Here is a 23,225-nt window from a genome sequence, read left to right as displayed (position 1 = left end):
TCTGAAGCGACGGCCGCACTAGACTCCCCTCTTTTGAGATAAGAGCGAGGCGACGTGCGCATATTGCTGGTCGAAGACGATGCCGCCCTGGCGGGCGCGGTCTGCAGCTACCTGGTGGCCAAGGCCTTCGTGGTCGACGTGGCGCCCGGCCTCGCGGACGCGCGCGCCGCGCTGGCGGCTGTGCAGTACGCGGCCGTGTTGCTCGACCTGCACCTGAGCGACGGCGACGGGCTCTCGCTGCTGCCGGACGTGCGGGCGCTGCGCGAGCGCCCGATCGTGATCGTGCTCACCGCCCGCGACCAGGTGACCGACCGCATCCGCGGCCTCGACGCCGGTGCCGACGACTACCTTATCAAGCCCTACGACCCCGCGGAGCTGCTGGCGCGCTTGCGGGCCGTCGAGCGGCGGCGCAGCACCACCAGCTCGCCCGTGCTGAAGCTCGGCACGCTCGAGATCGACCTGGCGCGCGACCTGGTGCGCAAGAACGGTCTTCCGATCACGCTGACGCAAAAAGAGTGGGCGCTGCTGCGCGTGATGGCGACGCGGCCCGAACGCATCCACACGCGCGAGAACCTGGCCGACGCGCTCTACGGCTTCGGGGACGAGGCCGACAGCAACACGCTGGAAGTGTTCATCAGCCGCCTCCGGCGCAAGCTCGGCCGCAGCCACATCCAGACCCTGCGCGGCCTGGGTTACCGGCTTTCCTTCTCACCCGAAGACGACGACGAATGAAGCTGAACTTCCTGCAGCAGGCGGGCGCGGAGCTCGGCACGCGCGATTCGCTCGCCGGCCGGCTGACCCGCACCCTCATCGTCTGGGTCGGCGGCGTCTGGCTTCTGTGCGTGCTGGGCGTGGTCTGGTATGTGGACCGCGAGATCAACCACAACTTCGACAGCGAACTGGTGGAAGTCTCGCACCGCATGTTCGACATGGCGGTGCGCGAGCTCGACAAGCTCCGAAGCGAGCGCGGCGAGACGCGCACGCCGCTGATCGCGCCGCCGCAGCTGTTTCCGACCGATGCGGTGCTGTACCAGGTGGTCGACCTGCACGAGCGCGTACTGCTGCGCTCCGCCGAGTCGCCGCCCAACGCCTTCGACGTTCCGCTGGCGGCCGGCTTTGCCAATGCCGAGGCCTGGCGGATCTACACCGTGCGGCATCCCTCGCGCGATCTCTTCTTCCAGGTCGCCGACCCGCTGGACGAGCGCCGCACCGCGCTCAACCGCACCCTGTTCGGCCTGATCGTGCCGCTGTTCGCCGTGCTGCCGCTCCTGGCGCTGGTGCTGCGCAACGTGGCGCGCACCGAGCTGCGCGCGCTGCAGCAGCTCGCCGGCGAGATCGCGCAGCGCAGCGGCACCGACCTGCGCCCGATCGGGCTCCCCGGCCTGCCGCAGGAGCTGCGCACGGTCGGCGACCATGTCAACCGCCTGCTCGAGCGCCTCTCGCAGGCGCTCGATGTCGAGCGCGCGCTGGCCGCGAATGCGGCGCACGAGCTGCGCACGCCGCTCGCGGCGGCGCGGCTGCGGCTGCAGACCGCGCTCGAGCACGAACTGCGGCGCGACGATGTCGAGGCCGCGCTCGATGCGCTGCAGATGCTCGGCCACCGCACCGAGAAGCTGCTGCAACTTTCCAGGGCCGAATCGGCCGCCTCGCTGACGCGCACGAAGACCGACCTGGTCCAGCTGGCCGGCACGGTGGCGCAGGAGTTCTGGCAGGACCCGCGCGTGAACGAGCGCCTGTCGCTCAAGGTGCCGGACACCGAGCCGCCGGTCGCGCTCGGCGACGTCGACGCGCTGGCGATCGCGCTGCGCAACCTGGTGGAGAACGCGCTGCGCTACGGCCGCGGCCGCGTCGTGATCGAGGTGATGCAGCCCTGCACGCTGGCCGTGCGCGACTTCGGCCCGGGCGTCGGCGAGGTCGAGCTGCGCACGCTGCAGCAGCGCCACGTGCGCCACAGCTCCAATCGTGCGGGCTACGGGCTGGGGCTGTCGATCGTCGGCACCATCGTCGAGAAGCATGGGGCACGGCTCGAACTGATGTCGCCGCCGCCGGGGGCGGCGACAGGCTTCGAGGCGCGCATCGTGTTGAGTCCGGCATGAAGGGCTGAAGGAGCCAGGGCTGACGACGAGTAGGACACCTCCCGCTTGCTCTATGGCGCATGGCTGAATTGCGCAGCGAGCACGCGCATGCAGAATATGTTCACGGACTCGGCAACACCCATCGCGGCACTCCGAGACTGCGAAAGGCCCTCCTGCGCGAACGAAAGTTGGCGGAGGGCCTTTTGTTGCTCCCTAGCTGACGATCGAGCGCAGCCAGTCCGGCAGCGGCAGCGCCTTCTGCTTCGGAAAGTCGACCCACATCGTGGTCGCGCCGCCGGCCGCGCAGATCACCTCGGGCGCATCGGTCCGGGCCATGGTGGCCCAGCTCTCGAAGGTGGTGCGGCCCGGGTCGCTCACGTACATCTTGACCAGCACGTCGCCCGGGTATTCGAGCTGCTTGTAGAAGTTGCAGAAGGCATTGACGATCACCATGCCCTGCCCGTCCGGTGCGGGCTCGGCGCCCAGCGAGTGGAACCAGTCGATGCGCGCCGTCTCGAGGTAGCGGAAGTAGCTGGCATTATTGAGATGGCCCATCGCGTCCATGTCGCCCCAGCGGATCGGGATCGTCATTTCGTAGACGAGCTTCTTGATTTCGGGAATTTCGATTCTCATCGGTGTGCCTTGATGGATGCGAGGATGCCGAGGACGAACAGCAACGCGGCCGTCAGCTCGATGGCATTCGGCCAGCGCCCGTCCCACAAAAAAGAATAAAGCAAGGCGAACAAGGTCTCGCTCACGATCAGCTGACCACACAAGCTCGCGGAAAGCCGCTGGCTCGCGACGTTCCAGAGCACCGTCGCCAGCCACGAAGACCCGAGGCCGCCGGCCAGCGCAAGCAGCACGAACAGCTTGCCCTCGGGCTGTGTGCGCAACGTGGCCATGTCGGAGCCCGCGACCAGCCACAGCACGAAGGCACCAAGGCCGGTCGCGATGCCGAGCCAGTTGGCCCAGTCGGCCGCGTGCACCTCGGGATGCCGCTTGAGCCAGGCCGCGTTCAGGAGGCCGAAAGCCGTCCAGCTCGCCATCGCGAGCAGCGCCAGCACCAGGCCCCAGCCGAAGTGCGCACCGCTCGCGCCGCCTTCCGGCCAGGCACTCGCGACCATCAGCGCGATGCCCGCGGCCGTGAGAGCCAGTCCCGGCACCAGGGCCTGCAGCGCCAAGCCGGCCGGACGGCCCAGCAACATCATCCAGACCGGAATGGTGCCGATGATCAGGCTCGGCACCTCGGTGCCCGCGGCCACGATCGAGAAGGCCAGCAGCAGGTAGTAGCCGGTGAAGCCGAGTCCGCTGAGGCCGAGCACGGTGAGCGCCTGGCGCGCGCGCGGCCAGCGCCGCTCGGCCGGCCGCCACCAGACCGCCAGCCCCGCGACCGCGCCGAAGACGATGAAGCGCGCGGCCGTGATGTCCACCGTGCCGAAATGCCCCACCATGCGCGGCGCCACGAACACCAGCCCCCAGAGCGCACCCGCGGCCAGACCGGCCGCGATGCCGATGAGCGCGCGCGGACTCAGAGCGCGAATCCGTCGTCGGCCGCGATCACCGCGCCATTGACGAAATGGCTCTGGCCGCTGGCCAGCAGCACGATCAGTCCGTCCAGGTCTTCGGGCTTGCCCACGCGCTTGCGCGGCAGCATGCCCACCAGCTTCTGGCCGTCGTCGGAGGCGAAGTGCTCTTCGTTGAGGTCGGTCGTGATGTAGCCCGGGCACAGCGCGTTGACGTTGATGCCGAAGCGGCCCCACTCGAGCGCCATCGCCTTGGTCATCTGCACCACCGCCGCCTTGCTCATGCAATAGACACCGATCTTCGGCAGCACCTTCAAAGCAGCTACCGAAGCGATATTGATGATGCGCCCGCCGATGTAGGTGCCGGGCGCCGCACCCTTGGCGCGCGCCAGCATGCGTTTGCCGACTTCCTGGGCAACGAAGAAAGAGCCCTTGACGTTGGCGTCGAAGATGAAGTCGTAGTCCTCGGCCTTCACCTCTTCGAGGCGCTGCGTGGTGCTCACGCCCGAGTTGTTGACCAGGATGTCGATCGGCCCGACCTCCGTCTCGGCGCGTGCCACCGCGGCCTTGATGCTGTCGATGCTTGTCACGTCGAGCTCGACCACGTGGGCGTCGCCGCCCTCGCCCTCGATGCGCGCGCGCAGTTCCTTGAGCTTGTCGGTGTGACGGCTGGCCAATACCACTGCGGCGCCCGCGCGCGCCAGCGTCTTGGCGAACTGCGCGCCGAGACCGCTCGACGCACCCGTGACGAAGGCCACGCGGCCCGAAAGATCGATGCTGTAAGCCATGGGGAAAGTCCTGTTGGAGTCGCCGATGCGACGGGCCTAAAGCCGCTCCGGGCGCCGCATAAAATGGCCCGGCCCCTTCGCGGTGCCTCGCACCTTCAAATCATTATCGACGAGACCCCACATGACGCATGACGAAATACTTGCCCGGTTCGGCCCCCGCGAAGCGATGGAATACGACGTGGTCGTGGTCGGCGCCGGTCCTGCCGGCCTCGCCACCGCCATCCACCTGAAGCAGCTGGCCGCCTCGCACCACAAGGAGATCTCGGTCGTGGTGCTCGAGAAGGGCTCGGAGCCCGGCGCCCACATCCTGTCAGGCGCGATCATGGATCCGCGCGCGCTCTACGAACTGCTGCCCGACTGGGAGGAGCTCGGCGCGCCGCTCAACCAGCCGGTCACGCGGGACACCTTCCTGATGCTCTCCGAAACCGGCGCCACGCGCACGCCCGACTTCCTCTTGCCCAAGGTCTTCCACAACGAAGGCAACTACATCGTGAGCCTGGGCAACGTGGTGCGCTGGCTCGCGCAGCAGGCCGAGGGCCTGGGCGTCGAGATCTTCGCCGGCTTTCCGGCGGCCGAGGTGCTCTACACCGAAGACGGCAAGGTGCGCGGCGTGGCCACCGGCAACATGGGTATCGGCAAAGATGGCGAGCCGACCGAGAATTTCCAGCTCGGCATGGAGCTGCGTGCCAAGTACACGGTGTTCGCCGAAGGCGCGCGCGGCCACCTGGGCCGCCAGTTGATCGCCAAGTACAAGCTCGATGCCGGCAAGGATCCGCAGAGCTACGGCATCGGCATCAAGGAGCTGTGGGAGATCGACCCCGCGCGCCACGAGCCCGGCCTGGCCGTGCACACCGCGGGCTGGCCGCTGCCGCCGGACACCTACGGCGGCTCCTTCGTCTACCACGCCGAGAACAACCAGCTGATCATCGGCTACGTGGTCGGCCTCGACTACCAGAACCCGCACCTGAGCCCCTTCGAGGAGTTCCAGCGCTTCAAGACGCATCCCAACATCCGCTGGTACTTCGAAGGCCAGGACAAGGGCCTGAAGGCGCCCAAGCGTTTGAGCTACGGCGCGCGCGCCATCACCGCGGGCGGCCTGCTCTCGCTGCCCAAGACGGTGTTCCCGGGCGGCGTGCTGGTGGGCTGCGACGCCGGCTACCTCAACGCGAGCCGCATCAAGGGCAGCCATGCCGCGATCAAGACCGGCATGCTCGCGGCCGAGGCCGCCTACAACGCCGTGGTGGCCGGCCGCCAGCACGACGAGCTCACGGCCTACCCGGCCGCCTTCGAGAAGAGCTGGCTGCACAAGGAGCTCCACAAGGCGCGCAACTTCAAGCAGTGGTTCAAGAAGGGCCTGACGGTGGGCACGTTGATGACCGGCATCGAGCAGTATGTGCTGCGCGGCCACATCCCGTGGACCATCCACCGCCACCAGGCCGACCACGAGCGCCTCAAGAAGGCCTCGGCCTGCAAGAAGATCGTCTATCCCAAGCCGGACGGCAAGCTCACCTTCGACCGGCTCTCGTCGGTGTTCATCAGCAACACCAACCACGAGGAGAACCAGCCCGCCCACCTGACGCTGAAGAACGCCGCAGTGCCGACCGAGATCAACCTGCCCGAGTACGACGGTCCCGAAAGCCGCTATTGCCCGGCCGGCGTCTACGAGTTCGTGGAGGGCGAGAACGGCAAGCCGCGCCTGCAGATCAACGCGCAGAACTGCGTGCACTGCAAGACCTGCGACATCAAGGACCCGACGCAGAACATCGTCTGGGTCACGCCCGAGGGCGGCGGCGGACCGAACTACGTCGGCATGTAGCAGCCGGCGATTTTTTTCGGATGCCGGTGCGTCCGATTCGCGAGCGGTGACGTAAGTGGGTGCAGGACAGCAATTGCGCTGTCCGCCAACCTCACCCCAAGGACCTCGACGTCATGAACATCACGCTCCATCGCATCCTCGCCGCCGTCAGCCTGGCGCTCGCCGCCAGCCAGGGTTTTGCCGCCGACTCGGTGCCCGCCCCGGCGCCGGCCGCCAAGGCCGCGCCGGTCGGCAACAAGCTCGCGCCGGCCCGGGCCCTCATTGCCGACAGCAAATGGGCCGCCGCCGTCAGCGAGCTCGAAAGAGTCAACGACAGCGCCAGCGCCGACTGGAACAACCTCATGGGTTTCAGCCTGCGCAAATCCGGCACGGCCAAATGGGTCGCCTCCGAGAAGTACTACGACGCCGCCCTGCGCATCGACCCCGGCCACCGCGGCGCGCTGGAATACTCGGGCGAGCTGTACCTCTCGATGAACGATCTGCCCAAGGCCGAACAGCGCCTGGCGGCGCTGGGCCGGGCCTGCGGCATGTCCTGCCCGGAGTACGGCGATCTCAAGAGCTCGATCGAGAGCTACAAGGCCAACGGCAAGAAGAACTGAGCGCGGTGCACCTAGCGGGCTACCAGGAACACGTAGTCCGCGCTGTAGCGCTCCTTGCTGCGCTTGCCGGCATCGGCCTGCGTTTCGCAGCCCCTGGCCGGGGCGCTGCCACCCAGGGTGTTGATGCGCTGCACGCCGGTGACGCTCGCCATGCGGCCCGCGGTGCCGGCCGATTTCGCGGACAGCAGCAGCCATGGAATGTCGGACGCGCGCGGCGCATCGGCACGCGCCTTCACCGCCCCCAGCGTCTTGCTGCCGTCGAGCGCGGTCCAGTGCGGCCCGGCGCCATGCGTGCCCACCTTCTCGCCGCCCGGACCGAACAGGTCCGCTTCGGGCGCCACGAACTGCCAGGCCCAGCCGCCCTTCTCGGCGGCACGGCACTCGTAGATCTGCGAGCCCGTGGCATGCCAGGTGAAAGCCGCGCGCTCGCCGGCGGGCGCCTGGATGGCGGCGGGCAAGGCCGCAGTGCGAGCGCTGGGATGGCCCGGCTCCGACATGGAAGAACAGGCGCCGAGCGCGGCGGCACCGAGCAGGGTCGCGGCAAGACGAGGGATTCGCGGATTCGATTTCATGGCATCTCCTGGGTCGATGGAATACTCGGCCGCATGAATAGAAATATTCTGAACCTTCAGCAGCTGATCGCCCAGGCGGCGCGCGGCGACCACGCCGCCTTCGCCGAGATGTACGAACGCACGCACGTGCATCTGTTCGGCATCGCGCTTCGCATGCTGGGTCAACGGCAGGTGGCCGAGGACGTGCTGCAGGAGGCTTATGTGAGCATCTGGAAGAACGCCGCCAGCTACCGCTCCAACATCGACGGGCAGGAGATCCAGCCGATCACCTGGCTGATCGCGATCGTCCGCAACAAGGCGCTGGACGCGCTGCGCGTGCGCACGCGGCGCAACGAACATGCATGGACGGAACAGGACGAACACGAGCAGCAGCAGGAGAACGCACACGCGCCCGACCCGGCGCCGAGCGCCATGCAGCTGCTCGAACAGGCGCTGCAGGCCCTGCACATCGAAGGCTGCATGTCCGCGCTGGACGGCAGCTTCCGCCAGAGCCTCGCACTCGCCTACTACCAGGGCCTGTCGCACAGCGAGGTGGCCGCGCAGATGAACGCGCCGCTGGGCACGGTGAAGGCCTGGATACGGCGCGGCCTGGACAAGCTGCGCGCCTGCCTCGCGACACAGGGGGTGGCGCCGTGAGATACACCGACACCCGATTGCTCGACGAGCTCGCGGCCGCCTATGTGCTGGGCACCCTGGCGGGCGGTGCGCGGCGGCGCTTCGAACGCCTGCAGCGCGACCGCAGCGACGTGCGCGGCCTGGTGGCGCAATGGGAAGAGCGGCTGGGGCGGCTGGCCCAGTCAGTGCCGCCGCAACAGCCGTCGGCCGGACTCTGGCGCGCGATCGCGGCGCGCACGCAGCCTGCACCGGCGCGCTCGGGCTCGGTTTCGTCCTGGCTCAGGCCGGCCGGCTTCGGACTGGGCGGCGTCGTTGCGGGCGTCATCGCTGCGAGCACCCTGTTCTTCGCAGCGCCGGGGCTTTTCGTGACGAGCGACCAGCTGGCCATGCGCTCGGGCGAGAGGCTGCCGCAAAGCTATGTGGGCGTGCTCACCGATGTGGCAGGCAACAGCAGGCTGCTGGTGAGCTCGCTGCGCCATGGCAGGACGCTGACCCTCAAGGTGCTGGGGCCGATCGCTTCCCTGGCCGAGGGAGAGCGCCTGGTGCTGTGGGCTGTGCCGGCGGAAGGGCCCGCGTTTGCAATGGGGGTGGTGCCGGCGAGCGGGACGGCGGTGTCCCTGCTGCCCGATACCTCGGAGAAGCTTCTTTCCAAGGTGTCGCGCTTGATCGTGACGCGGGAGACCGCTTCGGCGCCTGCGATGCCCAGCGCTGCGGTTGTTTTGAGTGGGAACTGCGCCAAGCTGTGGTGAGGTTCTTTGATTTGTGCGTTGCGCTTGATCTAAGGCCGGAGCCGGACCTTCAAAGGCCCAGTGCCCTTACCCCCACCCTCTCCCGGAGGGAGAGGGTGCAACAGTCATCGCCGGCACGCAACTGCGTCCGTGAAACTCCCGACGTGATGAAGCCTCCCATTGATGCATAGTCATACGTTTGCAACACGTCCACGCTCACAGGAGACTCCCCCCATGAAGTTGAACCGACTGGCCGCCGGCCTCGTCGTCGGCCTCGGTATGGCTTGCGCCGCATTTGCGCAGACCACCACGCTCAAGATCGGCTTCGCGACCACCAAGGAATCGCACTACGGCGTCGGCTCCACCACTTTCTGCGACGAGGTCGAGAAAGGCACGCAAGGCCGCTACAAGTGCCAGCAGTTCCCCAACTCGGCACTCGGCGGCGAACGCGAGCAGATCGAGGCCGTGCAGCTGGGCACGCAGGACCTGGTCAACACTTCCACCGGCCCGGTCGGCAACTTCGTGCCCGAGGTCAAGATCGTCGACATCCCCTTCCTGTTCCGCGACTACGAGCACGCGCGCAAGGTGATGGACGGCCCGATCGGCCAGGACATCCTGGCCAAGTTCCCGAGCAAGGGCATCATCGCGCTGGCCTGGACCGAGAACGGCTTCCGCCACATGACCAACAGCAAGCGCGACATCGTGAAGCCGCAGGACACCGCGGGCCTCAAGATGCGCACGATGGAGAACAAGGTGCACATGGACGGCTACCGCACCTTCGGCATCCTGCCGACGCCGATGGCCTTCCCCGAACTGTTCGGCGCGCTGCAGCAGGGCACGGTCGACGGCCAGGAGAACCCGATTCCCGTGATCCTGTCCTCCAAGTTCGCGCAGGTGCAGAAGCATCTCTCGCTGACCGGCCATGTCTACTCGCCGGCACTGCTGCTGCTGTCGCCCAAGGTCTGGAACAAGCTGTCGGATGCCGACAAGAAGGTCTTCGTCGAAGCCGCCAGGAAGGCCGGCGCGGCGCAGCGCAAGAAGGTCAACGACGACGAGAACAGCGGCATCGCCCAGCTCGAGAAGGACGGCATGAAGGTCGTGCGCACCGTCGACGGTGCCGCCTTCCGCGAAGCGCTGAAGCCGGCCTACACCGGCTATGCCAAGGAATTCGGCGCCGACAACATCAAGAAGATCAGCGACGTCAAGTAGCGCGGCAACGCGCGTGCCGCGTTGCGGCACTCCCGCCCGGTGAACCCGCAGTGGCACCGGGCGGTTTTGTTTTGATATGAAAACCTTCGAACACTACTTTCTGGCCGCGAACCGCTGGGCGCTGATTCTGCTGCTCGCATCGATGTCGGTCATCATCTTCATCAACGTGGGGATGCGTTACCTCACGAGCAATTCGCTCGAATGGGCCGAAGAGGTTTCGCGCCACATGATGATCTGGCTCACCTTCCTCGGCGCCGGCCCGGTGCTGCGCTACGGCGGCCACATCGCGGTCGAGAACCTGCAGGACGCGCTGCCGCCCAGGGGCGCGGTCGCGGTCCGCGCCGTGGTCGCGGCGCTGCTCTTCGCCTTCTTCGGTTTCATGGTCTGGTACGGCTGGCTCTACATGGAGCGCACCATGTTCCAGCTGACTGCCGTCACGCAGATTCCCTTTGCCTACATCTACAGCGCGATGCCGATCGGCGGCGTGCTGCTCATCGTCCACTGGCTTTTGATCGTGCGCGGCTACGTGCAAAAGCGCGAGTTCGCGTCCGACGCGCACTTCGATGCGAATGCGAGCGCCTCGCTATGAACGCCAGCATCATCCTGATCCTGTCGGCCTGCCTGTTCCTCGCGATCGGCGTGCCCGTGGCCTTCGCGCTGGGCCTGGCCACGGCCGCGACGCTGATCCTCGCCGAGTCCTATCCGCTGATGGTGCTGCTGAAGGAAACCTTCACCGGCATCGACAGCTTCCCGCTGATGGCGGTGCCCTTCTTCATCCTGGCGGCCGAACTCATGAGCGGCGGCTCGCTGACCGAGGTGCTGCTGCGCTTCGCGGGCCAGTTCGTCGGCCACCGGCGCGGCGGGCTCGGCTACACCAACGTGGTCTCGCTCACCTTCTTCTCGGGCATCTCGGGCTCGGCGCTGGCCGATGCCGCGGGGCCGGGCTCGATGCTCATCAGGATGATGGAGAAGGCCGGCTACCACCGCTCCTACGCGGCGGCGCTGACGGCCTCGACCGCGATCGTCGGCCCGATCATTCCGCCCTCGATCATCATGATCATCTACGCGCTGCAGGACGACAGCGTGTCGGTCGGCAGCCTGTTCGTGGCCGGCCTCGTTCCCGGCCTGCTGATCGCGGTCGCGATGTGCGTGGTGAACTTCCACGTTTCCAAGCAGCGCAACTACCGCGGCGACGGCGGCATGCCGCCCTGGCGCGAAGTGCTGCTGACCACCTGGAAAGCCATCCCCGCCATCCTGCTGCCGGTGGTGATCCTCGGCGGCATGCGCGCCGGCTGGTTCACGCCCACCGAGGCCTCGGTGGTGGCGGTGTTCTATGCGCTGGTGTGCGGCAAGTTCGTCTACCGCACGCTCGAATGGAAGGCGCTGCCGGACATCCTCGCGCGCTCGGCGCTGCTGTCGGCCTCGGTGCTGATCATCATCGGACTGTCGGCCTCCTTCGCCTGGATCCTGACCATCGAAGGCGTTCCCCAGTCCCTGGCCGAATGGCTCGTCAGCATGCAGCTCTCGCCGTGGATGTTCCTGATCATCGTGAACGTCTTCCTGCTGCTCTTCGGCATCTTCATCGAGCCCTTGCCCGGCGTGATGGTGCTGGCACCCATCCTCGCGCCGGTGGCCATCAAGCTCGGCATCGACCCGGTCCACTTCGCGATGATCGTGATCTACAACCTCACGCTCGGCATGATCACGCCGCCGGTAGGCGGCCTGCTGTTCGTGACCTGCAACGTCTCGAAGGTGCCGATGTCGCAGCTGGTGCGCGAGCTCGTGCCCTTCCTGTGGGCGCACGCGGCCGTGCTGCTGGTGCTGACCTTCGTTCCGGCGCTCAGCACCTGGCTGCCGCGTTTGTGGGGCTTCAAATAGCGGCAGCGGCCCGGTCATTCACGAGGATGTCATGCGGATCCCCGATGCTGCGGCGCTCGACCCCGAACGCCCGAGCATCCCATGTTCCTCATCAAGACCGAGAAAGCGCGCCAAGAACTCCAGCCGGGCCGCCGCACGCTGGGCCAGCGCGAGCGCGCCCTGCTGCTGATGGCCGACGGCCAGCGCTCGGTCACCGACTTCGGCCAGCTCTTCGGCAGCCGCGACGAGGCCGGCCGCGTGGCGCTGCACCTGGTGCAGGAGGGCTATCTGCATCGTTCGCAACCCGCTACGCCCGCCGTGGCGCCGCCGGTGCAGGCAGCTCCGGCGCCCGACGCGAGCCCCGAGCCGCCGGTCGCGGCGGATGTCTTCGACGGCAAGCGTTCGCTCGCCACCACGCGGATGTTCCTGTTCGACCTGTGCGAGCGCATGTTCGTCAGGCGCGATCCGATCCTGGCCGGGCAGTTCCGCGAGCTGCTGCGCGAAGCGCGCGACCGGGAGTCGATGCTGGCCGCCGCATCCGCCATGCTCGGCGAGATCGAGAAGCTCGCGGGTGCCGAGCGCGCCACGTCGATCCGCGAACGCATCGACAAGCTGCTGCCGCCCCAGCTCGTGCATTGAAATCGGCCCCGACGGCCGCCATGGCCGCATCCGGGCAAACTCGGCGTCTCCGCTGACAAGACGAGGAGGGATACTCGTCGCGTCGCGCCCATCCGGCGCCCCGACCCTCCCTTCTTTTTTCTGTCAACAGGCATGACGAACTACGGTTTTGTTCATCTGGAGTACGGGAGTCGGCATCGTGATCATTCGGTCCAGGTGCTGACCAAGCTGCGAAGGCAGTTGGCCGGCGAGAGCGATCGTGTCGTTCTCGCGATCGTCGACAACGCCAGGTCCACCGGAGGCGAAGCATTGCGCAATGCGGAATTCGAGGACGGCTTCGTCATCGCAGGCGACAACTCCAACCGCGAATTCACTGGGTGGGACCAAGGAGTCGCAGCCATTCTTGCCCGCAGCGGCGAGCCCGACGTGTGGATCTTTTCGAACGACACCGTCGCGCGAAACCACGGATGGAGCGAACGCAGGGTGGCCGGCTTCGGCGGTGAAATCAAGAGGCTGGGGCTGCACCCGGGCCCGTGGCTCTTCGGCGAGATCAACGATTTTCCGCGCTCGACGATGACGCCGCTCGGTCCCCTGCTCGAATGGGTTTCGACCTACTGCTTCGCGATGAACGGCAACCTGCGCAGCCAGCTCGGTGCGCTTTCGCCGGGCAACGAATTCCTGGATTCGCTGGTCTACGACCGCTTCGAACCCGAGCACCGTCTGTTTCGCGACAGCGTCGACGAGGCCTATGTCGATTTCGTGTCAGCCTGGCTGATCAAGGACGAGAGCGATCCGTCCAGGCAGCGCAGATTCAAGTGGTCCCACGAATGGCACAAGGCCAGTGCGCTCTCGCCGGAGAACTTCGGCGACCTGCGCATGAAGGCGCGCTGCGTTCTCTCGGAGAGCATGCTCAGCGTGCGCGCCCGGCAGCTGGGCGCCGACATCCGCTCGCCCTACGACGCGCGCAATGCCAGAGCGCACATTCGCAGCTCCCTGCAGCTCGTCGCCGACAAGCTGTGGGAGAAGTTTCTGCTCAGGCGGCTGCGCCTGGAGCGCTCCTGAGCGGCCAGGACCGGGCTCATCCCTTACACTCGGACGGGTCAGGAGAGAGCCTCGCAGCGCGGGGCCGCCGAAGGCGCAGGTCCCCTCGAAAAACGGGCCCGAACGCTCAGGCAAAAGGACTGACGAAGCGCCCCATTTTCCGGGCGTTTCCTTGCTGGAGAGAGGCGGCGCATCGCGTTCTTTGTTCGCAGTGCCGTCCACCGAAGGAGCAAACCCCGATCGTGGGGCGAATCTCTCAGGTAAAGCGGACAGCAGGGGTGGCCCATGGCAAGAATGTCATGGATCTGGACTGCCCCTTTGGAGAGTGCCTTGGCCTCCGCATCCGACGATCTGCAAAAGACCCCGCTCTACGACCTGCACCTGGAGCTCGGCGCCCGCATGGTGCCCTTCGCGGGCTATGTGATGCCGGTGCAGTACCCCGCCGGCCTGATGGCCGAGCACAAGCACACGCGCGAGGCCGCCGGCCTGTTCGACATCTCCCACATGGGCCAGCTGCGCCTGGCTGGCCCCGATGCCGCCGCCGCGTTCGAGAGCCTGATGCCGGTCGACGTGATCGGCCTGGCGCCGGGCAAGCAGCGCTACGGCCTGCTCTTGAACGACGAAGGCGGCATCCTCGACGACCTGATGTTCTTCAACGAAGGCCACGACTCGCTGTTCGTGATCGTCAATGGCGCCTGCAAGGTGGCCGACATCGCGCACATCCAGGCCAGGATCGGCGCGCGCTGCCAGGTGCTGCCGATGCCCGACCACGCCCTGCTGGCGCTGCAGGGCCCGCAGGCCGTGACCGCGCTGGCCCGGCTCGCGCCCGGCATCGAGCGCTTCGTCTTCATGACCGGCGGCGCGGTGCAGATCGGCGGCATCGCGGCCTTTGCCACGCGCAGCGGCTACACGGGCGAGGACGGTTTCGAGATCTCGGTGGCCGCCAAGGATGCCGAAGCGCTCGCGCGGCTGCTGCTCGCCCAGCCCGAGGTCAAGCCCGTCGGCCTGGGTGCGCGCAATTCGCTGCGGCTCGAAGCGGGCCTGTGCCTCTACGGCAACGACATCGACGAGACCACCACGCCGGTCGAAGCCTCGCTCAATTGGGCGATCCAGAAGGTGCGGCGCACCGGCGGTGCGCGCGAAGGCGGCTTTCCGGGCGCGGCCAAGGTGCTGGCGCAACTCACGGCGGCCAATGGCGTCGCAGGCCACCTGGACCACCACACGCTCAAGCGCAAGCGCGTCGGCCTGGTGGCGCTGGAGCGCGTGCCGGTGCGCGATGGCACCTTGCTCGAATCCTTCGAGGGCGCGCCCATCGGCCAGGTGACCAGCGGCCTGCTCGGCCCCACGGTCGACCGGCCGGTCGCGATGGCCTATATCGCGCTTGCCTATGCCGAGCCCGGCACCCGCATCCAGGCCATCGTGCGCGGCAAGCCGGTGCCGATGGAAGTGAGCACCATGCCTTTCGTGCCGCAGCACTACTACCGCGGTTGAATTCTTTTCTTCAAGGAGCCTTTCATGAGCATCAAGTACACCAGGGACCACGAGTGGGTCCAGGCGGTCGGCGACGGCGTCGCCACCGTCGGCATCACCGTTCATGCGCAGGATGCGCTGGGCGACGTGGTCTTCGTCGACCTGCCGGAAGTCGGCAAGAGCTACAGCCAGGGCGATGTCGCCGGCGTGGTCGAGTCGGTCAAGGCGGCGGCCGACGTGTTCATGCCCATCACGGGCGAGATCACCGAAGTCAACGAGGCGCTGCGCGCCGACCCTTCGCTGGCCAACAGCGCGCCCGAAACCGAGGGCTGGTTCTTCAAGATGAAGATCAGCGACGCCTCGCAGCTCGATGCACTGCTCGACGCCACCACCTATCAAAAGTTCGCCGACGAAAACTGAACCGAACACGCCAATGCCGAAGTCTTCCCTGCCCTCCCTCAGCGAACTCGAGAACGCCGAGGAATTCATCGCCCGCCATATCGGCATCGAGGCCGATGACGAAGCGCGCATGCTCGCCGCCGTCGGCTCGACCACCCGCGCCGAGCTGATCGACGGCATCGTGCCGCCGGCCATCCGCCGCACGAAGCCGATGCGCCTGCCCGCCTCGGTGACGGAGGCCGACGCGCTGGCCGAGCTGAAGGCCATTGCGGCGAAGAACAAGGTGGCGAAGAACTTCATCGGCCAGGGCTACTACGGCACCCACACGCCCGGCGTGATCCTGCGCAACGTGCTCGAGAACCCGGCCTGGTACACCGCCTACACGCCCTACCAGGCCGAGATTTCGCAGGGCCGCATGGAGGCACTGGTCAACTTCCAGACCATGGTGTGCGACCTCACCGGCATGGCCATCGCCAATGCCTCGATGCTCGACGAGGCCACGGCGGCGGCCGAGGCGATGACGCTCGCCAAGCGCAGCGTCAAGAGCAAGAGCAACGTGTTCCTGGTCTCGGGCGACTGCCATCCGCAGACCATCGAGGTCATCAGAACGCGCGCGGCGCCGCTCGGCATCGAGGTCAAGGTCAGCACCGTGTCGGAGACCCTGCCGCACCTGATGGCCAGCGGCGATTTCTTCGGCGCACTCGCGCAGTACCCCTCGACCACCGGCCACGTGCACGACCTGCGCCCGCTCGCCGGCCACGCCCATGCGTGCGACGCCGCCTTCTGCGTGGCGGCCGACCTGCTGGCGCTCACGCTGCTGGCGCCGCCCGGCGAATGGGATGCCGACATCGTCTGCGGCACCACGCAGCGCTTCGGCATGCCGATGTGCAACGGCGGCCCGCACGCGGCCTATCTGGCCTGCCGCGACGAGTTCAAGCGCTCGCTGCCCGGCCGCCTGGTGGGCGTGAGCGTGGACACGCAAGGCCAGCCGGCCTACCGGCTCGCGCTGCAGACGCGCGAGCAGCACATCCGGCGCGAGAAGGCCACTTCCAACATCTGCACGGCGCAGGTGCTGCCGGCGGTGGTCGCGAGCATGTACGCGGTCTACCACGGGCCCGAAGGCCTGACGCGCATCGCGCAGCGCGTGGCTGCGCTCACCGCAGTGCTGGCGCAGGGCCTCGAACAGATGGGCCGCGAGCTGGCCAATGAGACCTCCTTCGACTCGCTCACCGTCAAGACCGGCGAGGACACGCCGAAAATCCAGGAGCGCGCGCAGGCGGCAAGCATCAATCTGCGCCAGCGCCTGCAGAACCACCTGGGCATTTCGCTCGACGAGACCACCACCCGCGCCGACATCGAGACGCTGTGGGCCCTGTTCGTGCCTGCCGGCACGCCGATGCCGCGCTTCGACGAGCTGGCCGGCAGCATCGCGCCGCGCATCCCCGAGGACCTGCGCCGCACCAGCGCCTTCCTCACGCACCCGGTGTTCAACACCCACAAGAGCGAGACCGCGATGCTGCGCTACATCCGCAGCCTCTCCGACAAGGACCTGGCGCTCGACCGCAGCATGATCCCGCTCGGCAGCTGCACCATGAAGCTCAACGCGACCAGCGAGATGATCCCGATCACCTGGCCCGAGTTCGCCAACATCCATCCCTTCGCGCCGGCCGAGCAATTGCAGGGCTATGCGCAGCTCGACGCCCAGCTGCGCGCCTGGCTCTGCGAGGCCACCGGCTATGCGGGCATCAGCCTGCAGCCCAATGCCGGCTCGCAGGGCGAGTACGCCGGCCTGCTGGCGATCAAGGCCTTCCATGAAGCCAAGGGCGAAGGGCATCGCAACATCTGCCTGATCCCCTCCTCCGCGCACGGCACCAACCCGGCGAGCGCGCAGATGGTCGGCATGCAGGTGGTGGTGACGGCCTGCGACGCGCAAGGCAACGTCGACATGGACGACCTGAAGCGCGCCTGCGAGAAGCACGGCGACAAGCTGGCCGCGGTGATGATCACCTACCCCAGCACGCACGGCGTGTTCGAAACCCGCGTCAAGGAACTCTGCGAGATCGTGCATGCGCACGGCGGCCGCGTCTACGTGGACGGCGCCAACATGAACGCGCTGGTCGGCGTGGCGGCGCCCGGTGAGTTCGGCGGCGACGTGAGCCACCTGAACCTGCACAAGACCTTCTGCATTCCGCACGGCGGCGGTGGCCCGGGCGTCGGGCCGGTGTGCGTGGTCGAAGATCTCGTGCCTTATCTGCCGGGGCATGCGACGGCAGGCGTCGCGTCCAACGGCGTCGGCGCCGTGTCGGCCGCGCCGCTGGGCAATGCCGCGGTGCTGCCGATCAGCTGGATGTACTGCCGCATGATGGGTGCCGTGGGCCTGCAGGCCGCCACGGAGATCGCGATCCTGAGCGCCAACTACATCAGCTCCCGCCTCAAGGAGCACTACCCCACGCTCTATGCGAGCCCCAACGGCCACGTGGCGCACGAATGCATTCTCGACCTGCGACCGCTCAAGGACACGAGCGGCGTGACGGCCGAGGACGTGGCCAAGCGGCTGATCGACTACGGCTTCCACGCACCGACGCTGAGCTTCCCGGTGCCGGGCACGCTGATGGTGGAGCCGACCGAGAGCGAACCGCTGGCCGAGCTCGACCGCTTCATCGACGCGATGATCGCGATCCGCGGCGAGATCCGCCGCGTCGAGGAAGGCGTCTGGCCCAAGGACGACAACCCGCTCAAGCATGCGCCGCACACCGCGGCCAGCCTGCTCGTGAGCGAATGGACGCATCCCTACTCGCGCGAGCTCGGCGCCTTTCCGCTTGCCACGCTCAAGGGGGCCAAGTACTGGCCGCCGGTCGGCCGCATCGACAACGTCTACGGCGACCGCAACCTGTTCTGCAGCTGCGTGCCGGTAGGCGAATACGCCTGATTGCACCCGTTCGGGCTGAGCTTGTCGAAGCCGGCCCCGTGCAACAAATTTTTACAAAGGGCAGGGTCGCACCTGTCGATCCCGCCGTCGCTGCTTCGACGTCCAGGTAGAGCCCCGATTCCAGCGGGCTCCCAACCCCAGGAGAAACGACATGCGATTCATGGTGATTGTGAAAGCGAGCAAGGATTCGGAAGCCGGCGTGATGCCCACCGAGCAGCTGCTCACCGAGATGGGCAAATACAACGAAGAGCTCGTGAAGGCCGGCGTGATGCTGGCCGGCGAGGGACTGCAGCCGAGCTCGAAGGGCGCGCGGGTGCGGTTCGAAGGCAAGCAGCGCACGGTGATCGACGGGCCCTTCAGCGAAACCAAGGAGCTGGTCGCCGGCTACTGGCTGTGGCAGGTGCGCTCGAAGGACGAAGCGATCGAATGGCTCAAGCGCGCGCCCTTCACCGACAACGAGGAGGTCGAACTGCGCCAGGTCTTCGAGATGGAGGACTTCGGTGCCGAGTTCACGCCCGAACTGCGCGAGCAGGAAAAGCGCTTGATGGACGAGATCAAGAAAAAGAAGTGAAGCCACCCATCAAGTCAACGGAGATCCCAAGATGAAATTCATGGTCATTCGCAAGGCCGACCCGGACACCGAGGCCGGCGTGATGCCGACCGAGCAGCTGGTCACCGACATGCTCAAGTACAACGAGGAGATGATCAAGGCCGGCGTGATGCTCGACGGCATGGGGCTGCAGCCCAGCGTCAAGGGCGCGCGCGTCAAGTTCAGCAACGGCAAGCCGGCGGTGATCGACGGCCCCTTCACCGAGGCCAAGGAGCTGATCGCCGGCTTCAGCCTGATCCAGGTGAAGTCGCGCGAAGAAGCGATCGAGTGGGTCAAGCGCTGGCCGCCGATCGACGGCGGCGGCAACGTCGAGATCGAGATCCGGCAGGTGTACGAGGCCGAGGACTTCGGCGCCGAGTTCACGCCCGAGATGCGCAAGCACGAAGAGTGGCTGCGTGAAGCGGCCGAGAAACGCGCCTCATCCGGCCACTGAGGGCCCTCGACGTATATCCTTGCGGCTCCTCGAAAAGGACTGCTCGGATGAGATACGTGATCCTGCGCAAAGCCGGCCCGCATGGCGAGGCCGGCCTTTTTCCGCCTCTTTCCCCGGTGCCCGGCATCGTGCTGCATGAAAGTGCCGAGCTGCAGCCCAGCGCCGCGGGCGTGCGCATCAGCTTCTCGGATAAGGGGCCGCAACAGAACCCGGGGCCGTTCACCGAATCGAAGCAAGTGGTCGCCGGCCTCAGCATCGTCGAGGCCGACTCGCAGCAAACGGCGATCGACTGGTTGCGAGACGCGCCGGTCGGCGATGCCGAAGCCGAATTCGAGATCCGTGAAACCGGCTGCGCAGGCGGCCTGCCCGGCATCGACCCGTCGGGCGCCGCGACCAAGCCGCGCTTCCTGATCCTGGTGAAGGCCGATGCAGCCACCGAAGCCGAAGCGCCCAGCGACCCGGCGCGGCTGGCGGCCATGGCGCGGCGCAACGACGAAGGCGTGAAGGCCGGCCTGCTGCTCTCGGGCGACGGACTCCGATCGACCGCCAGGAGCACGCGCGTGAAGCTCGCAGGCGGCAGGGCCAGCGTGATGGACGGGCCTTTCGCGGAAGCGAAGGAACTGGTCGCGGGCTACTGGCTGATCCAGGCCGATTCGCTGGACGAGGCGATCGCCTGGGTCCGTCGCTATCCCTACGCCCAGGAGCGGCCCGAAGTCGAGATTCGCCCGGTCGTATGGCCATGAACGCCGCCCGGCCGCCCGAAGGCGCTCGCACCGCAGCGCGAAGCGCGAAGGTACTCCAATGAACTTTCGCGACATCGACCTCTTCGCCGACCGCATGCTGGGCGGCGCACCCTTCATCGAAACCATCGCCGGTGCCGAGCTCGCGTCGAGCACCATCCAGGGCCGCGGCATGTTCGCCCGGCGTGCCTGGGCCACTGGCGAGCTGCTCTGCGTCCTCGACGGCCAGGTGGTCGACGTCACGCGCCACCCGGCCGTGATCGACGCGCTCGAATGGAACGCGCTGAGCCCGCAGCGGCTGCTGGTGCGCGCGCTGCGCACCAGCTACGGCTTCATCAACCACAGCGGCCGGCCCAACACCCGCATCGACGCCGACGGCCGCACGATGCGCGCCTGCAGGCCGATCGCGCCGGGCGACGAGCTGACGATGGACTATTTCGAGCAGCCCGTGCCGCCTGTGTACCTCGCAAGCCTCGAAGCGGCCGTGCTGAAGAAAAATTCCTGAAGGTCTTGTCGATTCCGGCGTCCCTGCTTCGACGTTCAAGAGAGAGCCACGCCATCCGGCTCTTCAACCCAACCGCAAGGAGTGACTGACATGCGATTCATGATGCTGATGATCCCCAAGGGCTACGAGAGCGCGCCCCCCGGCACCATGCCCGACGCGAAGGCGGTCGAGGCGATGATGAAATACAACAAGGCACTGAAGGACGCGGGCGTGCTGATCACGCTCGACGGCCTGCGCCCGCCCTCCGAGGGCGCGCGCGTCAGCTTCCCCGGCGGCAAACCCAAGGTGACCGACGGCCCCTTCGCCGAGGCCAAGGAAGTGCTGGGTGGCTACTGGATGATCGATGTGAAGTCGCAGGAAGAGGCGATCGCCTGGGCCTCGCGCTGCCCGGCGTCGGAGAACGAGGTCATCGAGATCCGCCGGGTGCAGGAAATGGAAGACTTCCCGCCCGACGTGCAGAAGGCGGCCGAGGGCTTCGACCAGTTGCAGAAGCGCTGAAGCGATGACCACGCCGGACATTCACCGCACCATCAGCGCCGTCTGGCGCATCGAGTCCGCCCGGATCATCGGTGCGCTCGCGCGCATGGTGCGCGATGTCGGCGTGGCCGAGGAGCTGGCGCAGGACGCGCTGGTGGCCGCGCTCGAGCAATGGCCGCGCGAGGGCGTGCCGGACAACCCCGCCGCGTGGCTCATGCAGGCCTCCAAGCACCGCGCGCTGGACCTGCTGCGCCGGCGCAAGCTGCATGCGAGCAAGGAAGGCGAGATCGGCCGCGAGCTCGATGCGCAGCACGAGATGGCGGCGGCGGACTTCGCCGAGGCGGTCGATGCCGCACTCGACGACGACGTCGGCGACGACCTGCTGCGCCTGGTGTTCACGGCCTGCCACCCCGTGCTCTCGCCCGAGGCGCGCGTGGCGCTGACCCTGCGCATGCTGGGCGGCCTCACCACCGACGAGATCGCGCGCTCCTTCCTCGTGCCCGAACCCACCATCGCGCAGCGCATCGTGCGCGCCAAGCGCACGCTGGCCGCCGCGCGCGTGCCCTTCGAGGCGCCGCGTGCGGACGAACTCGCAGCGCGCCTCGCCTCGGTGCTGGAGGTGGTCTACCTGGTGTTCAACGAGGGCTACTCGGCCACCGCCGGCGACGACTGGATGCGCCCCGCCCTGTGCGAGGAAGCGCTGCGCCTGGGCCGCATCCTGGCCGAGCTCGTGCCGGACGAACCGGAAGTGCACGGCCTGGTCGCGCTGATGGAGATCCAGGCCTCGCGCTCGGCCGCGCGCGTCGATGCCGAGGGCGAACCGGTGCTGCTGCTCGACCAGAACCGCGCGCGCTGGGACCAGCTGCTGATCCGGCGCGGCTTCGCGGCGCTGGCGCGGGCCGAGGCCCTGGGCGGCGCGCTCGGACCCTATGCGCTGCAGGCCGCGATCGCCGCCTGCCATGCGCGCGCGCGCACCGCACAGGAAACCGACTGGACGCGCATCGCAGCGCTCTACGAAGCGCTGTCGCAGCTCGCGCCCTCGCCCATCGTGGAGCTCAATCGCGCGGTCGCGCTCTCGATGGCTTTCGGCCCGGCCGTGGGCCTGGAGCTGGTCGATGCGCTGCGCGCCGAGCCGCAACTCAAGGGGTACCACCTGCTGCCGAGCGTGCGCGGCGACCTGCTCGCCAAGCTGGGCCGCAAGGCCGAGGCCTGCGCGGAGTTCAAGCACGCGGCATCGCTCACGCGCAACGCGCGCGAGCGCAAGCTGCTCCTGATGCGGGCGCTGGTCTGCTCGGGCAGCCCACCCTAGCTAGGTTGACACTAGTTCTTCTTCGCCAGCGCGCCGCCAGCGACCTGGCCGCGCAGTTCGCGCAGCTTCGCCTTGAGCCGGCGTTCGTTGACCAGGCCGGTGCGGATCAGCGCCTTCTGGCCGGCCGAGAGGTTCTCGAGCCTCGGGTCGGCGAACTCGTAGTGCGTCGAAGGCCGATCGGAAGGCCCGTCGCCCTTGATCTCGACCAGCTTCACCGCCAGCGGCCCGGCGGGTTCGGGCGCCTGCAGCAGATGGTCGATCACCGCCACCAGCCGGTCGTTGAAGTAGCGGCCCGGGTAGCCCTGTTCTTCGTACGCCTGCTGGAACAGCGGGTAGAGCTTCACGTAGAGCGCCGCCGCGCGCTGCGTGTTCACCGATTCGACGAACAGCACCAAGGGCGTGTAGCGCGCGCCGTTGTCGAGGCTGATGGTCCGCGCCTCCCCGCTGCCGCTGACCTCGAAACGCTTTGGCGTGCGCTGCACCGGCCACATGCGCGCGGCCGCCTGGTCGCGCGGCAGGTTGTCGACCGTGGCGACGAAGCGGCGCACGAAACCGTCGGCCTGCAGGAAGGACGCGACGGCCTTGCCGCCGAGCAGCTCGGTGAGCGCCGAACGCACCTTCGCATCGGCATCGTCGAGCTTGGGCAGGTCCGCGTCGGCGGTGGCGTCGACCGGATGCTGCGGCTCGGTCGATGCGGCCGGCGGTGGAGCGGCCGGTGCCGGCGCATCCGGCTGCGGCGCCGCGGCGACCGGCGGCGCTTCGGCCGGCACCGCCTGCTGCTTCGACCAGCGCCACCAGACTGCGCCGGCAGCCAGCGCCAGCACGACGAGGACGACGACGATCCACAGCGAGGTTTCGCGTGCGGGCCTGAAATCTGCGCTCTCGCGTTGGGGCATGGAAGCATCTCCTTTC

General features: G+C 67.6%; 25 protein-coding genes and 2 riboswitches. Of the genes, 20 read left to right on the top strand and 5 right to left on the bottom strand.

The genetic code is table 11. From position 1 onward, the window contains the following. The first annotated feature begins 54 nt into the window (after positions 1 to 54). Positions 55 to 732, top strand: coding sequence for a winged helix-turn-helix domain-containing protein (locus ACSQ89_RS11120; protein ID WP_436295169.1), 678 nt, complete (start codon positions 55 to 57; stop codon positions 730 to 732). After that, positions 729 to 2,096 (top strand): ATP-binding protein, encoded by a 1,368-nt coding sequence (locus ACSQ89_RS11115; protein ID WP_436295170.1) that lies wholly within the window; start codon positions 729 to 731, stop codon positions 2,094 to 2,096. Before ACSQ89_RS11120 ends, ACSQ89_RS11115 begins: the two co-directional genes overlap by 4 nt. Before the next feature lie 192 nt (positions 2,097 to 2,288). On the opposite strand, the gene ACSQ89_RS11110 is transcribed toward ACSQ89_RS11115, so the two are convergent. The 3 genes from ACSQ89_RS11110 to ACSQ89_RS11100 all read right to left on the bottom strand — a co-directional run bounded on the left by ACSQ89_RS11110 (position 2,289) and on the right by ACSQ89_RS11100 (position 4,386). After that, the gene (locus ACSQ89_RS11110) at positions 2,289 to 2,708 is read right to left on the bottom strand and encodes an acyl-CoA thioesterase (RefSeq protein WP_093109366.1); all 420 of its coding nucleotides are present in this window, start codon (positions 2,706 to 2,708) and stop codon (positions 2,289 to 2,291) included. Next, entirely contained in the window at positions 2,705 to 3,526 is an 822-nt protein-coding gene (locus ACSQ89_RS11105; protein ID WP_436295171.1) for a DMT family transporter, read from the bottom strand. Before ACSQ89_RS11105 ends, ACSQ89_RS11110 begins: the two co-directional genes overlap by 4 nt. A 77-nt stretch (positions 3,527 to 3,603) precedes the next feature. Next, a complete protein-coding gene (locus ACSQ89_RS11100; protein ID WP_093109367.1) occupies positions 3,604 to 4,386 on the bottom strand; it encodes an SDR family oxidoreductase in 783 nt (260 codons plus the stop codon). A 121-nt stretch (positions 4,387 to 4,507) separates the two neighbouring features. Between ACSQ89_RS11100 and ACSQ89_RS11095 the strand changes: the two genes are divergently transcribed. After that, a complete protein-coding gene (locus tag ACSQ89_RS11095) occupies positions 4,508 to 6,202 on the top strand; it encodes an FAD-dependent oxidoreductase (protein WP_436295172.1) in 1,695 nt (564 codons plus the stop codon). Between the two features lie 113 nt (positions 6,203 to 6,315). Further along, positions 6,316 to 6,801, top strand: a complete 486-nt coding sequence (locus tag ACSQ89_RS11090; RefSeq protein WP_093109369.1) for a tetratricopeptide repeat protein — start codon at positions 6,316 to 6,318, stop codon at positions 6,799 to 6,801. 11 nt (positions 6,802 to 6,812) lie between these two features. Here ACSQ89_RS11090 and ACSQ89_RS11085 read toward each other — a convergent pair whose 3' ends face one another. Then, positions 6,813 to 7,373, bottom strand: coding sequence for a DUF3455 domain-containing protein (locus tag ACSQ89_RS11085; protein WP_436295173.1), 561 nt, complete (start codon positions 7,371 to 7,373; stop codon positions 6,813 to 6,815). Between the two features lie 33 nt (positions 7,374 to 7,406). Here ACSQ89_RS11085 and ACSQ89_RS11080 point away from each other — a divergent pair, with 33 nt between their 5' ends. The 16 genes from ACSQ89_RS11080 to ACSQ89_RS11005 all read left to right on the top strand — a co-directional run bounded on the left by ACSQ89_RS11080 (position 7,407) and on the right by ACSQ89_RS11005 (position 22,313). Continuing rightward, positions 7,407 to 8,009: an RNA polymerase sigma factor gene (locus ACSQ89_RS11080; RefSeq protein ID WP_436295174.1), complete on the top strand. Its 603-nt coding sequence runs from the start codon at positions 7,407 to 7,409 to the stop codon at positions 8,007 to 8,009. Further along, positions 8,006 to 8,737 (top strand): anti-sigma factor, encoded by a 732-nt coding sequence (locus ACSQ89_RS11075; RefSeq protein WP_436295175.1) that lies wholly within the window; start codon positions 8,006 to 8,008, stop codon positions 8,735 to 8,737. Before ACSQ89_RS11080 ends, ACSQ89_RS11075 begins: the two co-directional genes overlap by 4 nt. Positions 8,738 to 8,950: 213 nt before the next feature. Beyond that, on the top strand, positions 8,951 to 9,925 hold the full coding sequence (locus tag ACSQ89_RS11070) for a TRAP transporter substrate-binding protein (protein WP_436295176.1): 975 nt from the start codon (positions 8,951 to 8,953) through the stop codon (positions 9,923 to 9,925). Between the two features lie 76 nt (positions 9,926 to 10,001). Then, positions 10,002 to 10,514: a TRAP transporter small permease gene (locus tag ACSQ89_RS11065; protein ID WP_093109374.1), complete on the top strand. Its 513-nt coding sequence runs from the start codon at positions 10,002 to 10,004 to the stop codon at positions 10,512 to 10,514. After that, positions 10,511 to 11,803, top strand: a complete 1,293-nt coding sequence (locus ACSQ89_RS11060; RefSeq protein ID WP_093109375.1) for a TRAP transporter large permease — start codon at positions 10,511 to 10,513, stop codon at positions 11,801 to 11,803. Before ACSQ89_RS11065 ends, ACSQ89_RS11060 begins: the two co-directional genes overlap by 4 nt. A gap of 81 nt (positions 11,804 to 11,884) precedes the next feature. Continuing rightward, entirely contained in the window at positions 11,885 to 12,421 is a 537-nt protein-coding gene (locus ACSQ89_RS11055) for a hypothetical protein (protein ID WP_436295177.1), read from the top strand. A gap of 132 nt (positions 12,422 to 12,553) precedes the next feature. Then, positions 12,554 to 13,462, top strand: a complete 909-nt coding sequence (locus ACSQ89_RS11050) for a hypothetical protein (RefSeq protein ID WP_436295178.1) — start codon at positions 12,554 to 12,556, stop codon at positions 13,460 to 13,462. A gap of 29 nt (positions 13,463 to 13,491) precedes the next feature. After that, a riboswitch (glycine riboswitch) is annotated at positions 13,492 to 13,594 on the top strand. A 12-nt stretch (positions 13,595 to 13,606) separates the two neighbouring features. Then, a riboswitch (glycine riboswitch) is annotated at positions 13,607 to 13,724 on the top strand. A gap of 11 nt (positions 13,725 to 13,735) precedes the next feature. Continuing rightward, positions 13,736 to 14,932, top strand: a complete 1,197-nt coding sequence (gcvT, locus tag ACSQ89_RS11045) for a glycine cleavage system aminomethyltransferase GcvT (RefSeq protein ID WP_436295213.1) — start codon at positions 13,736 to 13,738, stop codon at positions 14,930 to 14,932. Positions 14,933 to 14,956: 24 nt separating this feature from the next. Then, positions 14,957 to 15,331, top strand: coding sequence for a glycine cleavage system protein GcvH (gcvH, locus tag ACSQ89_RS11040; protein WP_093109379.1), 375 nt, complete (start codon positions 14,957 to 14,959; stop codon positions 15,329 to 15,331). A 13-nt stretch (positions 15,332 to 15,344) separates the two neighbouring features. Next, on the top strand, positions 15,345 to 18,239 hold the full coding sequence (gene gcvP, locus ACSQ89_RS11035) for an aminomethyl-transferring glycine dehydrogenase (RefSeq protein ID WP_093109380.1): 2,895 nt from the start codon (positions 15,345 to 15,347) through the stop codon (positions 18,237 to 18,239). Positions 18,240 to 18,390: 151 nt separating this feature from the next. Continuing rightward, on the top strand, positions 18,391 to 18,810 hold the full coding sequence (locus tag ACSQ89_RS11030; protein WP_436295179.1) for a YciI family protein: 420 nt from the start codon (positions 18,391 to 18,393) through the stop codon (positions 18,808 to 18,810). Positions 18,811 to 18,841: 31 nt separating this feature from the next. Continuing rightward, the gene (locus ACSQ89_RS11025) at positions 18,842 to 19,282 is read left to right on the top strand and encodes a YciI family protein (protein ID WP_093109382.1); all 441 of its coding nucleotides are present in this window, start codon (positions 18,842 to 18,844) and stop codon (positions 19,280 to 19,282) included. Positions 19,283 to 19,329: 47 nt separating this feature from the next. Then, positions 19,330 to 20,025, top strand: a complete 696-nt coding sequence (locus ACSQ89_RS11020; protein WP_436295180.1) for a YciI family protein — start codon at positions 19,330 to 19,332, stop codon at positions 20,023 to 20,025. Positions 20,026 to 20,083: 58 nt separating this feature from the next. Further along, positions 20,084 to 20,527, top strand: a complete 444-nt coding sequence (locus tag ACSQ89_RS11015; protein WP_436295181.1) for an SET domain-containing protein-lysine N-methyltransferase — start codon at positions 20,084 to 20,086, stop codon at positions 20,525 to 20,527. Between the two features lie 90 nt (positions 20,528 to 20,617). Beyond that, a complete protein-coding gene (locus tag ACSQ89_RS11010) occupies positions 20,618 to 21,025 on the top strand; it encodes a YciI family protein (RefSeq protein WP_093109385.1) in 408 nt (135 codons plus the stop codon). 4 nt (positions 21,026 to 21,029) lie between these two features. Next, positions 21,030 to 22,313: an RNA polymerase sigma factor gene (locus ACSQ89_RS11005; protein WP_436295182.1), complete on the top strand. Its 1,284-nt coding sequence runs from the start codon at positions 21,030 to 21,032 to the stop codon at positions 22,311 to 22,313. 11 nt (positions 22,314 to 22,324) lie between these two features. Here ACSQ89_RS11005 and ACSQ89_RS11000 read toward each other — a convergent pair whose 3' ends face one another. Beyond that, on the bottom strand, positions 22,325 to 23,209 hold the full coding sequence (locus tag ACSQ89_RS11000) for a DUF3014 domain-containing protein (RefSeq protein WP_436295183.1): 885 nt from the start codon (positions 23,207 to 23,209) through the stop codon (positions 22,325 to 22,327). Positions 23,210 to 23,225: the final 16 nt, after the last annotated feature.

The organism is Variovorax sp. LjRoot175, from assembly GCF_964253805.1.
GTDB lineage: Bacteria > Pseudomonadota > Gammaproteobacteria > Burkholderiales > Burkholderiaceae_C > Variovorax.
The sequence above is the reverse complement of the archived record's forward strand: the minus strand, read 5'-3'. Positions and strand labels throughout refer to the sequence as shown.

Coding starts and splice junctions, on each gene's coding strand:
- gcvP (WP_093109380.1), top strand. CDS start 15,345: ATGCCGAAGTCTTCCCTGCCCTCCCTCAGCGAACTCGAGAACGCCGAG.
- ACSQ89_RS11095 (WP_436295172.1), top strand. CDS start 4,508: ATGACGCATGACGAAATACTTGCCCGGTTCGGCCCCCGCGAAGCGATG.
- ACSQ89_RS11005 (WP_436295182.1), top strand. CDS start 21,030: ATGACCACGCCGGACATTCACCGCACCATCAGCGCCGTCTGGCGCATC.
- ACSQ89_RS11050 (WP_436295178.1), top strand. CDS start 12,554: ATGACGAACTACGGTTTTGTTCATCTGGAGTACGGGAGTCGGCATCGT.
- ACSQ89_RS11060 (WP_093109375.1), top strand. CDS start 10,511: ATGAACGCCAGCATCATCCTGATCCTGTCGGCCTGCCTGTTCCTCGCG.
- gcvT (WP_436295213.1), top strand. CDS start 13,736: ATGTCATGGATCTGGACTGCCCCTTTGGAGAGTGCCTTGGCCTCCGCA.
- ACSQ89_RS11020 (WP_436295180.1), top strand. CDS start 19,330: ATGAGATACGTGATCCTGCGCAAAGCCGGCCCGCATGGCGAGGCCGGC.
- ACSQ89_RS11055 (WP_436295177.1), top strand. CDS start 11,885: ATGTTCCTCATCAAGACCGAGAAAGCGCGCCAAGAACTCCAGCCGGGC.
- ACSQ89_RS11115 (WP_436295170.1), top strand. CDS start 729: ATGAAGCTGAACTTCCTGCAGCAGGCGGGCGCGGAGCTCGGCACGCGC.
- ACSQ89_RS11090 (WP_093109369.1), top strand. CDS start 6,316: ATGAACATCACGCTCCATCGCATCCTCGCCGCCGTCAGCCTGGCGCTC.
- ACSQ89_RS11025 (WP_093109382.1), top strand. CDS start 18,842: ATGAAATTCATGGTCATTCGCAAGGCCGACCCGGACACCGAGGCCGGC.
- ACSQ89_RS11105 (WP_436295171.1), bottom strand. CDS start 3,526: ATGGTGGGGCATTTCGGCACGGTGGACATCACGGCCGCGCGCTTCATC.
- ACSQ89_RS11070 (WP_436295176.1), top strand. CDS start 8,951: ATGAAGTTGAACCGACTGGCCGCCGGCCTCGTCGTCGGCCTCGGTATG.
- ACSQ89_RS11000 (WP_436295183.1), bottom strand. CDS start 23,209: ATGCCCCAACGCGAGAGCGCAGATTTCAGGCCCGCACGCGAAACCTCG.
- ACSQ89_RS11080 (WP_436295174.1), top strand. CDS start 7,407: ATGAATAGAAATATTCTGAACCTTCAGCAGCTGATCGCCCAGGCGGCG.
- gcvH (WP_093109379.1), top strand. CDS start 14,957: ATGAGCATCAAGTACACCAGGGACCACGAGTGGGTCCAGGCGGTCGGC.
- ACSQ89_RS11100 (WP_093109367.1), bottom strand. CDS start 4,386: ATGGCTTACAGCATCGATCTTTCGGGCCGCGTGGCCTTCGTCACGGGT.
- ACSQ89_RS11085 (WP_436295173.1), bottom strand. CDS start 7,373: ATGAAATCGAATCCGCGAATCCCTCGTCTTGCCGCGACCCTGCTCGGT.
- ACSQ89_RS11110 (WP_093109366.1), bottom strand. CDS start 2,708: ATGAGAATCGAAATTCCCGAAATCAAGAAGCTCGTCTACGAAATGACG.
- ACSQ89_RS11065 (WP_093109374.1), top strand. CDS start 10,002: ATGAAAACCTTCGAACACTACTTTCTGGCCGCGAACCGCTGGGCGCTG.
- ACSQ89_RS11015 (WP_436295181.1), top strand. CDS start 20,084: ATGAACTTTCGCGACATCGACCTCTTCGCCGACCGCATGCTGGGCGGC.
- ACSQ89_RS11030 (WP_436295179.1), top strand. CDS start 18,391: ATGCGATTCATGGTGATTGTGAAAGCGAGCAAGGATTCGGAAGCCGGC.
- ACSQ89_RS11010 (WP_093109385.1), top strand. CDS start 20,618: ATGCGATTCATGATGCTGATGATCCCCAAGGGCTACGAGAGCGCGCCC.